This is a genomic window from Lysinibacillus sp. HST-98, assembly GCF_016757845.1.
GTDB lineage: Bacteria > Bacillota > Bacilli > Bacillales_A > Planococcaceae > Lysinibacillus > Lysinibacillus capsici.
Window position 1 is genome coordinate 62,707 of sequence record NZ_JAENHX010000013.1, and the last position, 13,137, is coordinate 75,843.

Consider the following 13,137-nt stretch of genomic DNA (forward strand, 5'->3'; position numbering starts at 1 on the left):
ATCAAGTAATTTCCAAACGTTTTTGATGGGGGCATTTATGTTTATTTGTCCATGTTTTCATCCAAACACCTCAACTATAGTCACATGATTATTAACAATTTGAAGAGATGAGGGAGAGAAAAACAAAAAAGATTGAAGCCGATGTAGCTCCAACCTTCTTATTTGCACTGACAGGTCTACTTTATTAGGTTTGCTGATGGGGAGACTAATCCTATTAATGGAATAGCTATGCGTTAATTTTCATCTTTTATTTTCCAGTCGTTGTAAACGATATCTTGAAGTACATTTTTCAGCTGTACAAATTGCTGCTCTGAGATATTAGATTGCTTCATCACTTGGCGGGACACTTCAGGTAGTTTCCTTCTTACATCTAAGCCTTCCTTGGTTAAATATATTTTCATTAATCGTTCGTCCTCCTTAGAACGCTCACGACAAATGTAATTCTTTGCCTCTAATTTTTTTAACAACGGTGTTAATGTTCCTGAATCTAAAAATAAACGTTGGCCCAATTCTTTCACCGTGATCTGTTCGTTTTCCTCTAAAGCTAATAAAGTGATATAGCCTGTATAAGTAAGATCGTAAGGCTTCAATAATAATGTATATTGCCGAGTGATTTCCTTTGATGTTGCATACAAAAGAAAGCACAGCTGATTATCTAAATGATTAGGCATAAAAATCCCCTCTTAAAGTTCTTCTACTACCATTTATATTAAAAATAAAGTTCCTACTTGTCAAACGCAATTAAATTGTGTACAATTCAATTTGTGAAAATTAGATTGTACACAATTTAATTAATAACAAAAGATAAGGGGTTTTCAGTAATGAAAGAATTATACGCAACTACAATGATTAATGAAGGTGGCCGTAGCGGCACATCCTATGCAGAAGATCAATCTTTATCGTTAAAAATTGCACCACCAGGCTCAAAATTAGCCGATGTGACAAACCCAGAACAATTATTTGCAGCTGGCTATAGTGCTTGCTTTAATAGTGCATTAGATTTAATCAAACGCCAAAAGAAACTAAAAAATGCATCAACCATTAAAGTAACAGTGAAATTAATGGAGCAAGCTTCTTTTGACTATGTACTTGCTGTGGAAATCGAAGGGCATATTGAAGGACTAGCAGTGGAGGAAGCACAGGAATTATTAGAGGTCACACATACGGTATGCCCATATTCAAAAGCCACAATGGGCAATATTAATGTAACAATAAAAGCAGTTTAAATTGTGAAAAGAGGGAAACGACATGTTATCAACAACACCATTAAAACAAATGATGCAAATGCGTAAATCTGTTCGTAAATACAATGCAGAGACTAAAATTCCGCGTGAAACAATCATGCAGCTGTTGCAGGATGCTACTTCAGCACCTTCTTCAAGTAATATGCAGCCATGGCGCTTTCTTGTGATTGATGATAAGGAAATTCAGAAGAATATAAACTTCTTTTCATTTAATCAAGAGCAAATCGAAACAGCCTCGGCTATTATTGCTGTCATTGGTGATATAGAGATGTATGTAAATGCTGAGGAAATCTATGCAAAAAATGTGGAGCTGGGCTATATGCCAGAACCAATTGCCAATAAGCTTGCACAAGATGCGCTGACAATGTATGGTTCAGCACCAACAAAAACATTAGAAAATATCGTACACTTTGATGCTGGCTTAGTATCGATGCAAATCATGCTATTAGCGAAAGAAATGGGCTATGATACCGTTCCGATGGGTGGGTTTGATAAAGCAAAATTCGCTGAATACATGGAATTACCAGCAAATGAAATTCCTATTTTATTATTAGCCATTGGTGAAGCGGCAGCCCCAGCATATGGTTCTTCACGCCTACCAATAGACCGCATTGTTCGGTTTAATAAATAGTTTCAAGCAATGTCCTTGATACACGTGAGGACATTGCTTTTTTTAAGATTTTTTAGGAGGGAATAGGATGTCTTCATTAACTTTTATGTTAAGCTTAGTCGTAGCAGCTGAGCATTTGTATATTATGTATTTAGAAACGTTTGCAACTACTTCTAAACGAACAGCAAAAACATTTAATCTGTCTGAAGAAGCATTAGAAAATGCAAATGTTCAAGTTTTTTTCAAAAATCAAGGCGTTTATAATGGTCTGATTGCGATCGCCTTATTGTATGGATTATTTTTGTCACATCAGCAAACGGAAATGGTTGCCATTTTCTTAATCTTTGTAATCATTGTCGCTTTGTATGGTAGCTTAACAAGCTCTAAATCGATTCTATTAAAACAAGGTGGACCTGCTATTTTAGCACTTATTAGTTTATTTTTCTAAAGGAATTTCTACAGAATGCGTAAGATGTTATTTAATCATAAAAACTTAATGTAAACTTGTCACCCTATCCTACATATCAGGAGCTTTATCAAAGATATAAGCAGAAGCCAAGCAATGGTATTTGGATACTGTTCTTTATAAATAAATGCTTGATGCATCTGTAACTATTAGAAAAAGTATTATTGTTCAATGAGTTAAAAAGATTAAATGATATAATTTTTAATGGAAATATTCGTCAAGATATTACCTACCATCGATATACGCTCAGCTAAGCGAAAGCTTGGAAAGGACAACTTTAATTTCAATTAAAACACTCATGTAGAGAGTGGTTGTTTTTTGCTATAGGGCCATTGAAGGTAGTAATGCTTATTGTAAAAATGGGTATAATTTGAAATAATTTAATGAAACACTCATAAATGGGAGGGCGAAAATGCGGTACTTTACAGGTTACAGCTTGTTAATAATGTTCACCTTGTTGTTGTTAATTGGATGTGCAGGAGTTGAAAAGGAAAAATCCCCATCAAATACTAAAATAACCATTGAGCCCTACAACATGAGTGAAAAAGAAACTTTACTCATCAGTAAAACAGGTGTAGAGCAAATTAATTTTTTCAAGTTGAATGGCACTTTGAAAGAAGATGATGATTTGCAATTTTCAGTGGAAGTGTTTGAAAACGGGAAGTTTAAAGGGGAGTTACTAAAGACTTGGGGTGAACTGGAGACAAAATATAATGATAGCCTTATTTCTTTTGGAATAAGTGACAGTAGGGACGAAGACTATTCTTTAAAACTGTTAAATGGTATACCTTCTGGGCTTGCAACAACATTTTATTCGAATAACATGACAACTTCATCTTTCAGCTTACTAATGGACGAAAAAATGACTTTAGAAAAAAATAAACCTATTTATTTAACAGCGTGGCTAGGCACTACTAAAAACGAACTACATTCTGGTAAAGGCAGAAATGGGGAACTACCTCCGGGTATTGAAGGAGCTGAACTTGCATTTTTTTACAAAGTGCTATGGACGGATAAATAAAAGAGATAAGTTCTATTTAATCCAAAATGTTTGTAGGTAGGCTTGTGAGATATCTGCTTTGACACCCTGTTTTGTCGCAACCTGTTCAGAAGTTTTTGGTAAAACACTGAGTTTACCATCTGTCTCAAGTAATGCATATTGTACATCTTGTACAGAGAAAATAGCTTGTTCGCGTAACATCATTGTTAACTCTTCCATATGCATTCGATTTTTTATAAAGGCAGACTCTAAAAGATGTGAATTAACTTGTGTAAAAAGCTCCAAGAGTATACGACAAACAATTGATAAAGTTATATTTTTTAATAAAATAAATAATAAAAGCCAAGAGGACTACGATTCTTGGCTAATTATCAATTGAAGATATTTTGAATTTTGTTGTTAATTATTAATTTTTTGGAAAGGTTAAATGATTGTACAGAGATTTGTTTACAAGCGGTGGCGTTAATGTCTTGTACTAGTGCTATTACTAAGCAAATTTGCAACATATGTACAGAAATTTGTGAATCATGTGCATAGCATTTTTGAAAATTTCAATATGCATATTGCCAACCGAATTATTTTGGTGATAGTTCACTTTCTACTAACCACTTATGATTTTTAACTATTTCTCCTGTAGTAGAAATATAATCTACCATATACACAGTTGTATCATAAGCACCTATGATTGTAGCTTCAGCCCCTTTCATGTTAGGCATATGTTCAGCATTTATAATAGCTTTACTTCCTATTGGGAAAGCGGGATTTTCAGCTACCTTTAAACCTTCTAGAATTTCTCCTGAACTTGAATTATTCATTTTCATATTGTCCATCATCAATATATTTTGTAACCAAGTTGCATGTCGTTGTTCATCATGTGAGGCATGCATAAAGTGCATTTGAACATAATGAGTTGTTGCTTTTGATGCAATATCCTGATAATAAGCAGAAGCCTCTAATTCATTTTGAATCGCTTTTTGGACACCTTCTTTAAAATCTCTTGGTATTTCCCCAAACGTAATTTGTGGTTCTTGTCCACCCATCATCCTTAAAATCATTGTGAACCAATAATAATGCTTTATTTCATCGTGCTGTATTCTTAAAATAATCTGTCTGAACTGTTCATTGGGAGTTAATTGAATTAATCTTTGATAAAAATTATAAGCATGAACTTCTAAATTAATTGCTCTTGAAACGTCTTCTATTAGATGAGTGTCACTAGTTAAATTCATTCCCATCGGACCGCTAACATTTTGCATATTAGATTGCCTCCATTCCTCTTTCTAAGCTAGTATACGGTTAGCTAGTCAATATGTTTGTTTTTTAGCCTAACACTTTTAAAAAGCATTCATATATAATGAGGGCTGAGAAGGCTATTCTCTTGAAAAAGCATATGAGACAGTCGAGGAATGAGAAAGTACAGGGTATTCTAACATCTTCAACAATGCAAAAAAACGTAAAAATTTAATAGATATATGGGGAAATTTTCTTTAACAGTAATCATTGCTACTTTGACAAAATTTCTTGTTTTTTTGGATATACATAAAACTAATTTTTAATGAAAGACGTTTCTAAAACAATTGCATATGATAATATGATGAATCTGTGAAGGGAATGAATTAAATGTATTATCAATCTAACGGGTATCCACAACAAATCCCTTATTATGGAAATACATCAATCCATCATTATATGGAATACCCGAATTACTGGACATACCCTTATGGTCATGCTTCTAATGGTAATAATGAAATAATGTTAAAAGATTATGGAGCTAACCCATTTGTTATTAATATTAACGAGGCGTCAAAGCAAAACAATACGTATCGTACAGCTTTATGGACAGGAAAGCATTTACAGCTAACATTAATGAGTCTAAATCCCGGAGAAGATATTGGATTAGAAATGCATCCTAATGTGGATCAATTCTTGCGTATAGAGCAGGGTCAAGGGGTAACTCAAATGGGCAAGAGTAAAGATAATTTAACCTTTAAAAGAAATGTCCATGATGATTTTGCTATTTTTATCCCTGCTGGAACATGGCATAATTTAACAAATATAGGTAGTGTTCCACTAAAACTTTATTCTATCTATGCTCCGCCTAACCATCCGTTTGGAACCGTTCACCCTACTAAAGCTGCAGCAATGGCTGGTGAAAAGGATAAAAATAATAGTAATGGAAATACAGTTATTTCTGGCAAGACTCCAGATGAATGGGTGCGGTACACGGAATTCTTGGTAAATGAAGGATTAGAGGATGTTCAAAGAGGAATAAATCCAACACACATTCTTCAGGAATTTATTCTTATGGGAGTTCTAGTAGGTAAAGGATATTCTCCAGTAGAGGCATATAAGACAGTGGAAGAATGGGAACAGACAGGGGAATCTAAACTTCTACAACAAAGCAAAAATATGTAGAAAAACTTTAAAGATAATGGATACAGGTAAAAGACTTTTGAAATTTCAACTTTTTTCTTTTTCGGTAAAACCTTTTATACAAGCGATGATTTACAAGATATGCAGTATGCTTGCAAGCAAGAAATCATTACGCCAATGTATTATGCGGTGGAAGCGAATGAAAACGCAATGTCTACGGTGAAAGCTATCATGGCCGACATTTTAAGTACAACTGTGCGATAGGTTGAACGACAAACTGGTCATAGAAGTGTTAGGGGCATATTTCCGCAGGATTTGCCCCTTGTTAGCTGCAATAGAAAAAGCGATCTCTCATAATGAAAAAAATCGCGGGTATCTATTTTTTACTTTTTCACTGAGAGCGTACATACATTCACCTTGATAAAATGTCGTTTAGTCGTCCATTATTGCAATTCGCTACAAACTATAAGAAAAAACAAAATAATTTATTATTTAGTGAAACCTTTTCATCTAAAATGTTACTCTAACAATATAGGAGGTATTTAGATGGAACAATTAGTAAGAGCAGCTATCGGTGGACAGCAAGCTGCATTTGAGCAGCTAGTAGAAGCTGAAAAGTCTAAGCTTCTAGCAAAAGCTTACTCCTATGTTAATAACAGAGAAGACGCATCAGATATTGTACAAGAAACATTGCTGCAAGCTTTCAAATCAATGCATCAATTAAAAGAACCAAAATATTTCTCTACCTGGCTGTTTAAGATATTAATACGACAATGTTTTGCTTTTCTACGACAAAAAAAGCGTACACTAGTAGTGGAAACTGAGCTTATACAGCAACAGCTAGTTGAACAAGAACAATCAGTGAACTACGAATTTGTCCATGAGGCATTGTCTTTACTTCGAAAAGATTATCAAACCGTACTTATATTATTTTATTTTTTTGATTTTAAAGTACAAGAAATCGCCTATCTCTTAGATAAGCCAATCAATACGATCAAAATGTATTTACATCGTGGTCGTATCCAATTAAAAAAGCAACTTGAACAACGCATAAACAAGCCAATTAAGCAGAAAGAAGTGATACATATGCTAAAGGAACAACTAGCGAAATTAGCGTTAAACTTTGTGTCAATTCCTGATAACTATCAATTACTAGTAGAGGATTATTCAAACGAACAAGCTACATTTATGTGGTCGACAGACGAATTAGAAGAAGGAATTGAAGTGTCACTTGATCCGAACGGAAAATTATTAGATTTAACTAGACCTCCTTCAACAACAGGTACACTTGTCACAACGCAGCAGCAGCAAGCCATTGCAGAACAATTTTTAACAGCGCAATACACTGAAGCATTAGATTATTTAACTGTGTCTACAATCATTGAAAAAGAGGATGAAACAAAGTTTTTATATAAACAATTTGTGGGAGGCTATCCTCTTGCAAGCTATTACACAAAAATAATCGTTTCCAAGTACGGAGAAATCATTGATTTTAAGTACAATGGCTACACGAAAGCTCCACCAAAAATCCCTACGCAGCTTGCCAGCAAGGACAGGATTTTACAACAAGTACTTAAAGCTCCGTGGACATTATCGATGAAGTATTTAGTGAGTGACAATTGTTCTGTTCCACAGTCTGGCCTGTACCCGATTTACGAGAGTCCAATGGTATACCAGTCATTTAATGCAATTGATGGAAAAGCATTATTTGAAGAGGAAGTTGAGGAAGATGTAGCTTCGTTCACCAAGTTTCCTTACGTACAACCGCTCGAAAAGCAGAAGACACTTGAAAATATTATAGGTGTAACAGATTGTATGGAAAAACTACGGGAAGTCGAAATGGATGAAAATACACTGGGCATTGTATGGCGAAAAAAAGAGAGGAAAGCTCCGAAAGATAAATCGATAGAAAATTTCCTACTTGAACGTATAGAGGATACGGTGAAGGCGAAGGTTGATAAGCATTCAAGGAATTTAAAGGAGTTCATGTGGTTTAAAGAGCGTACAGGTGAATTGGATCTTTCGTTCGAAGCTTGTCGCGATATTGCTTGTACATTTATTGCGACACATTTTAAACAATATGTTCCTTATTTACAAATGCAAATCAAGAAACCATCCTTTAATGAGGCGAACCGTGCTTTTTTCACTTTTCCGCTGCACGTAGCTCATGGCTTACAAATAGAATGGGAACATTTTTACGTTGGCGTAAATAAAACGACGGGATTCATCGATATATTCAGGTCTCCTAGTATTGACCTAGAACTCCTTTACTCCTATGATTCTGCAACTATTCAACCTATAGAGAACGTAATACCTGCCTTAAAAGAGGCCGATGCCTTTTTACAATGGTCTAGACAGTATGATGAAAATAAAAACGATGAAGTATTACAATATCGATTGGGACAATCGGAAACAAAACAACGAATTGTTGGTATAGATGCAAAGACAGGACAACTTATCGTCAGTAAACTTTAATTAAATCAGAGTAAAATAGCCCAGGGAATATATAATTTTTATAAGCCTACAAATGAAACAAAGAGACCCAGAACAAGTTATATTTTCATACCAAATTGTTATCAAACTAAAAACGCTCCTATTCATTCTATAGAGAAAACCACCTAAAACATTATTACATTAATGTTCTAGATGGTTCTTCTCATAAACTACGCTTGCTAATGATACGGTTCACCAAAACTAATCGTTAACTGTAATACTTTTTTTCGTCCATCTTTTCCTATAGTTGTGAAAAATCTTTTTCTACTAAAAGGGATCACGTCAGATTTATACCAATAAAGCGTCCAATCGAGGGCTAATTTTGTGCTTAGTCTAAGGCTGTTGTCTTAAAGATTGTTGCTTTTGAATAAATAAGGATAATATTCACTGTTGATATAATTACATTAAATGGAGATAAGAGATTTTATGGATTTCATTGAATTTTGAAGCATTATTGAACTAATGAAAGCTTCATAACAACTTCGTTTCCTTCCATTTCTCCGGTTTCTGAAAAACCAACTTTTTGATAAAGTTTTTTTGCTACTAGATTTTCTTCAACATAATTTATTTGGATATAGTCGAATAAGTTTTCTTGCTTCAAAAATTCTATAGCTTTATTTAACGCTTCCTTACCATAGCCTTTTCCTTGATATGCACTCCCTAACATAAAACGCCAAATTTCTACTTTCCTATTTTCTATTCTATAGTCAAACATTATAAATCCTACAATTGTATCATCACTATAAATAGCATAGGGTTGGGCCCTATCGTAAAATACCCATGCTTGTGCAAGTGATTTTATATTTGACGAAACAAAATTTTGCTGTTCTCCTACAAGTTCTAAACCAAAAACTTCTTGGTAGTTATCAGGGGTCACTTTCTCTAATCTAATCATTCTAAATACCTCCATACTTTGTTTGAAAACTTAAATATTGCTATAATTATAGCAATATTTAAAAGGATATTCATTTCTTTTCTGATTGGGGTTTCGATATATTTATGCAGATTAAAAACATTAAGTAAAGAACTGTTACCTAAAAATGATTTAAGAGGGTTTGACTTTAACTATTGGAGGAGGTAAATAAATGAAATTTAATTTAATTTAATTAATATTGATATGGGATAGAAAACCTTATTTTGAGCATTTTTTAAATCATACAACATGTACATTTAGTATTACTGCAAATATAGACATCACACAGCTATTACAACAGTTACGAAAAAAGAACATCAAGTTTTATCCTGGTTAGTTTTACAGGGATTACCTAAATATTTTTAATGACGGAAGGTATTTATTTCCAATAATCACTAGCGGTAGGTATTTTGAACAAGAAAATAAAATATTTTTACCTTTATCATTGCAAGTACATCATTCAGTTTGCGATGGATATCATTCCAGTATATTCTTAAATGAGTTACAGCAGTTAGCAGATACTATTGGTGAATGGTTGTATATACGTGAGCACTAGTAGTTGTGACTAATAACCAGTTTATTTTCTATTGATCTCCATGAAAGAACATATTAATCTTTCATTCTTTGTATTGTAGCGCTGATTTTCTGCTTTATGGATGTCTAAGGGGAGACAATTAAACAAAATAAACCTACTTAGATGTTTATTTTTAAAACTCAACCTTTTTTATTAATCAGATGAACTAGCGCATTTCTGTAATTAAAACTACTTTGGCAATGAAATCTCTTTCCATTTTGTTATACAAAAATAATCGTCTTCTTTTGTTAAAAGAAGTTACCAGACCACATTCAACATAAAGCACGATTATGGATAACCAAATGATTACACAAGCAGATTATTATATGAAAATGAAGACAACTTCACAAAAACCAGGTAAAATGCTTTTGTTTATATTCTATACGAATACGCTACTCTTCTAAGCTCTATTCAATTTATGGAGTAGCGGGCATTAAGCCTTTTCTTGAGATGCTGATATACAACTGGCCTCCTTGCTAGAGAATTATGCCCGCATAGGTTCCCGTATCATGGACTATCGCCATTCACACTGAAATGATTTTAGACCAATAACCGTATAAATTTTTTAAGAGATAATGTGTAAATTAGGTACATAAAAATGCTAGTAATAAAAATGATAATCAAGTTAATACCGAGTGAAATATATTCACTCGAAGTGATATGCCTGCTATTTCCATATAAAATTGCAACATATAGGAGATAAATAGAAATGCTGCCAACCATGTTATTATTTATAAATAGTTTAACCTGTTGCTCAGCATAATACTTATTTCCCTTATTCCCTGCCTGTTTTTTCTTATTCATCAAATTAGATGCTAACCGCCACTTCTTCAGAGCTTCTTTTAATAATTTCATTTTTAAGGTCATTGGAAAAGAATAAGTTTCATTTGGATTTTCTACATTAAATAATATAAAATTTTCAAAGTTTTCCTGTTGCATAACCGCCATTTTCTTCTTTAAAAAGTGTATGAGAAATCTTGATACAATGAGTCTGTCCATTCATATACTTTATACAGAGAAATTCTATTACCCAATGTCTTTCCTCAACAATATAGTCTTTAACAAGATGGACACTTCATAGTTTCTCGGAAAAACGCCCGATTGTGAAATATGGAGACCATAAAGTATTAAACAATGCAGCTTAGAATCCTACTTAATATCCCCATAACCACCAACTATAGTAATAATAACTGAAGAACTGAATACACTAACCTTTTTTTTTATAATTGTTATTTTTCTCATTCCTTTCGTAATTTAAAAATCAGTAATTCTTCAAGAGGAGGGACCTAAAATATATGACAATGTAAATGCCAATTTTAAACTTATTGAATTGAGTACCGTATTAGCTGATGATTCTGAGGTGAAAATCCTGCGCTTTCTTGGCATTCCAGTTACTACGGAGTTATGGGATATCTTTTCTGCTTGATAACCTTCCTCCAATAGTCACAAAAAAGTCATAAGGAATTCATAAGGTAATCATAACCACCCATTATCTTAATAGATAACAACTAAAAGAAGGGGTGGTTCAATGATAGAAATTAGAAATGTTAGTAAAACCTATTATCCTGATAAATCAACACCAATTCCAGCATTGAAAAAGGTAAATTTAATATTAGATAACGGTGAGTTTGTAGCGATTGTAGGGGCTTCGGGCTCTGGAAAGTCCACACTTCTCAACACACTTGGGGGTCTGGATAAACCCGATTCTGGAGAGGTGTACATAAATGAAATGCCTATGTCGACGTTTAACGATTATCAGTATTCTGATTACAGGAAAGATAACGTAGGATTTGTATTTCAACATTTTCACCTAATTCCTCACCTGACAGTATTGGAAAATGTTGAATTGGCTTTGGCTATGAGCTCGTATGAGAAAAAGGAAGCTTACCAAAAATGTGTACAAGCCCTTCAAGAAGTTGGTCTGGAAAAAGCGATTCACCAAAAAGCTAATGAATTGTCAGGAGGACAGCAACAAAGAGTCGCGATTGCAAGAGCATTAGTTAAGTCGCCAAACATCATCTTAGCGGATGAACCTACGGGTGCCTTAGATTCCCATACTTCTAAAGAGATAATTGATTTATTGAAAAGTATTTCTGAGCAAGGCCACTTGGTCGTTGTAGTCACCCATGATGAGGCGGTTGCTGAGCAAGCTTCAAGAATCGTTCGAGTTAAAGACGGAGAAATTATCGAGGATAGGAAACAATGTACTCAGGATTCTGTTCATATGGAGATTACAGAAGAACCCCGGAAACGTTCTTTTCAACTGAAATCGGCATTTAGACTTTCTTATCACAGGATTAAGGAAAAAAGGTGGCGCTATTTCCTTGTATCCATAGGTATTTCTATCGGGATATGTGGATTTTTACTGGCTCTGGCGTTCGGGAGTGGAATAGACAACTATATACAGTATTCATCTGATAAAGTAATAGATAGTAAAAAATTAAATTTTAAAAAAGAACAAGATTATATGGTTAGTTCCGATTATTATGAACTCAAGAAAAATGAGCATATCAAATTAGTGCAGCCTGAATTCGAACTATCGGCAAGAATCGAGAAAAAGCCAGATATCATCAGTTTTGATGTTAAGTCTTTACATAAAGAAAAAAATAGAAACGATTACGCCTCGCCGAAGGTATTGTATGGTCAACTTCCAAACGATGAGAAGCACGGAATAGCCTTGTCAGAAAGCACAGCCAAAAAAATGCTGAAGGAAGGCGGCAATTTGGAAGAATTAATCGGTAAAGAGATAACTATTAAATTTCTGTCTATGGACGAAATTACAAGCTATCCCTCTAGATGGGACACGCAAAAGCTGAAGATTTCTGCCATTACGGAACAATCTTTTATTGGAAAAGAATATTCTTATATTCCCTATGATTTCCATACAGAAGTAGTTAAACGTTCAAGATTTATCGGAAAAGACTCAGAAATAACGACCAACAACTATGAAGTGTATGTGGATAATAAAAGTTCAATCAAATCAGTTGTCAACCAGTTTAAACAAAGCTATACCATTACAACACCTGAAAATGTATTGAAAGAGTTAACTAAAACATTTAAAAATATACAGCTTGCTATTACGGGAGTTTCTATGCTAATTCTCTTAATCTCCTCTATTATGGTAGGAATTATTCTTTATATCAGTGTTTTAGAGCGAAGAAAAGAAATCGGTTTGTTCAAAGCAATTGGCGGCAGGAACAAAGAAGTTCGTTGGATCTTCTTTTCAGAAGCGATTTTGTTGGGTGGCATGGCTTCTATCAATGGTACAGTGCTAGGCATTGTGGTTCAGGTTATTTTAAATCGTGCACTAGAAGCTAAAATTCATTTCGAGCTGTTACAAATAGATGTATTTACAATACTGTTAACTATAGGATTTGGCATCGTTATTAATGTATTGGCATGTATGATTCCAGCTAACCAAGCAGCAAAGTTAAATCCGATTCAACTGCTTAAACAGGATTAAT

14 protein-coding genes and 1 pseudogene are annotated in these 13,137 nt (G+C 33.9%); 10 read left to right on the forward strand and 5 right to left on the reverse strand.

Features of this window, described 5'->3' with window-relative positions; genetic code table 11:
• Positions 1–233: 233 nt before the first annotated feature.
• Complete coding sequence (locus JIN86_RS21600) at positions 234–671, reverse strand: MarR family winged helix-turn-helix transcriptional regulator (RefSeq protein ID WP_202342835.1); 438 nt, start codon at positions 669–671, stop codon at positions 234–236.
• Between the two features lie 150 nt (positions 672–821).
• On the opposite strand from JIN86_RS21600, the gene JIN86_RS21605 reads away from it, so the two are divergent.
• From JIN86_RS21605 to JIN86_RS21620, 4 genes are all read left to right on the forward strand, one after another.
• A complete protein-coding gene (locus tag JIN86_RS21605) occupies positions 822–1,226 on the forward strand; it encodes an Ohr family peroxiredoxin (RefSeq protein WP_004228436.1) in 405 nt (134 codons plus the stop codon).
• A gap of 22 nt (positions 1,227–1,248) precedes the next feature.
• A complete protein-coding gene (locus JIN86_RS21610) occupies positions 1,249–1,875 on the forward strand; it encodes a nitroreductase family protein (protein WP_004228434.1) in 627 nt (208 codons plus the stop codon).
• A gap of 67 nt (positions 1,876–1,942) precedes the next feature.
• Positions 1,943–2,302, forward strand: a complete 360-nt coding sequence (locus JIN86_RS21615; RefSeq protein ID WP_202342836.1) for a DUF1304 domain-containing protein — start codon at positions 1,943–1,945, stop codon at positions 2,300–2,302.
• A 430-nt stretch (positions 2,303–2,732) separates the two neighbouring features.
• Positions 2,733–3,341, forward strand: coding sequence for a hypothetical protein (locus JIN86_RS21620; protein WP_202342837.1), 609 nt, complete (start codon positions 2,733–2,735; stop codon positions 3,339–3,341).
• Positions 3,342–3,353: 12 nt separating this feature from the next.
• Here the strand turns inward: JIN86_RS21620 and JIN86_RS23670 are convergent, their stop codons facing one another.
• Positions 3,354–3,605, reverse strand: coding sequence for a YetF domain-containing protein (locus tag JIN86_RS23670; RefSeq protein ID WP_320939828.1), 252 nt, complete (start codon positions 3,603–3,605; stop codon positions 3,354–3,356).
• A gap of 129 nt (positions 3,606–3,734) precedes the next feature.
• On the opposite strand from JIN86_RS23670, the gene JIN86_RS24045 reads away from it, so the two are divergent.
• Positions 3,735–3,857: a four-helix bundle copper-binding protein gene (locus JIN86_RS24045; RefSeq protein WP_483306276.1), complete on the forward strand. Its 123-nt coding sequence runs from the start codon at positions 3,735–3,737 to the stop codon at positions 3,855–3,857.
• 38 nt (positions 3,858–3,895) lie between these two features.
• Here the strand turns inward: JIN86_RS24045 and JIN86_RS21630 are convergent, their stop codons facing one another.
• Positions 3,896–4,576, reverse strand: coding sequence for a DUF1541 domain-containing protein (locus JIN86_RS21630; protein ID WP_202342838.1), 681 nt, complete (start codon positions 4,574–4,576; stop codon positions 3,896–3,898).
• A gap of 364 nt (positions 4,577–4,940) precedes the next feature.
• Between JIN86_RS21630 and JIN86_RS21635 the strand changes: the two genes are divergently transcribed.
• The 3 genes from JIN86_RS21635 to JIN86_RS21640 all read left to right on the forward strand — a co-directional run bounded on the left by JIN86_RS21635 (position 4,941) and on the right by JIN86_RS21640 (position 8,168).
• On the forward strand, positions 4,941–5,735 hold the full coding sequence (locus JIN86_RS21635) for a cupin domain-containing protein (RefSeq protein WP_202342839.1): 795 nt from the start codon (positions 4,941–4,943) through the stop codon (positions 5,733–5,735).
• A 99-nt stretch (positions 5,736–5,834) separates the two neighbouring features.
• Positions 5,835–5,957 carry a hypothetical protein gene (locus JIN86_RS23845; RefSeq protein WP_255538396.1) on the forward strand — a complete coding sequence of 41 codons (123 nt, stop codon included), beginning with the start codon at positions 5,835–5,837 and terminating at the stop codon, positions 5,955–5,957.
• A 282-nt stretch (positions 5,958–6,239) separates the two neighbouring features.
• Positions 6,240–8,168: a sigma-70 family RNA polymerase sigma factor gene (locus JIN86_RS21640; RefSeq protein ID WP_202342840.1), complete on the forward strand. Its 1,929-nt coding sequence runs from the start codon at positions 6,240–6,242 to the stop codon at positions 8,166–8,168.
• Positions 8,169–8,637: 469 nt separating this feature from the next.
• Here JIN86_RS21640 and JIN86_RS21645 read toward each other — a convergent pair whose 3' ends face one another.
• The gene (locus JIN86_RS21645; RefSeq protein ID WP_202342841.1) at positions 8,638–9,081 is read right to left on the reverse strand and encodes a GNAT family N-acetyltransferase; all 444 of its coding nucleotides are present in this window, start codon (positions 9,079–9,081) and stop codon (positions 8,638–8,640) included.
• 214 nt (positions 9,082–9,295) lie between these two features.
• Here JIN86_RS21645 and JIN86_RS21650 point away from each other — a divergent pair.
• Positions 9,296–9,655, forward strand: a pseudogene (locus tag JIN86_RS21650) (CatA-like O-acetyltransferase).
• 558 nt (positions 9,656–10,213) lie between these two features.
• Here the strand turns inward: JIN86_RS21650 and JIN86_RS21655 are convergent.
• Positions 10,214–10,612, reverse strand: coding sequence for a hypothetical protein (locus JIN86_RS21655; RefSeq protein WP_202342842.1), 399 nt, complete (start codon positions 10,610–10,612; stop codon positions 10,214–10,216).
• A gap of 589 nt (positions 10,613–11,201) precedes the next feature.
• On the opposite strand from JIN86_RS21655, the gene JIN86_RS21660 reads away from it, so the two are divergent.
• Entirely contained in the window at positions 11,202–13,136 is a 1,935-nt protein-coding gene (locus tag JIN86_RS21660) for an ABC transporter ATP-binding protein/permease (RefSeq protein WP_202342843.1), read from the forward strand.
• Position 13,137: the final 1 nt, after the last annotated feature.

Excerpts from the sequence above, each read along its gene's own strand:
- JIN86_RS21600 (WP_202342835.1), bottom strand. The coding sequence starts at position 671 with ATGCCTAATCATTTAGATAATCAGCTGTGCTTTCTTTTGTATGCAACA.
- JIN86_RS21605 (WP_004228436.1), top strand. The coding sequence starts at position 822 with ATGAAAGAATTATACGCAACTACAATGATTAATGAAGGTGGCCGTAGC.
- JIN86_RS21610 (WP_004228434.1), top strand. The coding sequence starts at position 1,249 with ATGTTATCAACAACACCATTAAAACAAATGATGCAAATGCGTAAATCT.
- JIN86_RS21615 (WP_202342836.1), top strand. The coding sequence starts at position 1,943 with ATGTCTTCATTAACTTTTATGTTAAGCTTAGTCGTAGCAGCTGAGCAT.
- JIN86_RS21620 (WP_202342837.1), top strand. The coding sequence starts at position 2,733 with ATGCGGTACTTTACAGGTTACAGCTTGTTAATAATGTTCACCTTGTTG.
- JIN86_RS21630 (WP_202342838.1), bottom strand. The coding sequence starts at position 4,576 with ATGCAAAATGTTAGCGGTCCGATGGGAATGAATTTAACTAGTGACACT.
- JIN86_RS21635 (WP_202342839.1), top strand. The coding sequence starts at position 4,941 with ATGTATTATCAATCTAACGGGTATCCACAACAAATCCCTTATTATGGA.
- JIN86_RS23845 (WP_255538396.1), top strand. The coding sequence starts at position 5,835 with ATGCAGTATGCTTGCAAGCAAGAAATCATTACGCCAATGTATTATGCG.
- JIN86_RS21640 (WP_202342840.1), top strand. The coding sequence starts at position 6,240 with ATGGAACAATTAGTAAGAGCAGCTATCGGTGGACAGCAAGCTGCATTT.
- JIN86_RS21645 (WP_202342841.1), bottom strand. The coding sequence starts at position 9,081 with ATGATTAGATTAGAGAAAGTGACCCCTGATAACTACCAAGAAGTTTTT.
- JIN86_RS21655 (WP_202342842.1), bottom strand. The coding sequence starts at position 10,612 with ATGCAACAGGAAAACTTTGAAAATTTTATATTATTTAATGTAGAAAAT.
- JIN86_RS21660 (WP_202342843.1), top strand. The coding sequence starts at position 11,202 with ATGATAGAAATTAGAAATGTTAGTAAAACCTATTATCCTGATAAATCA.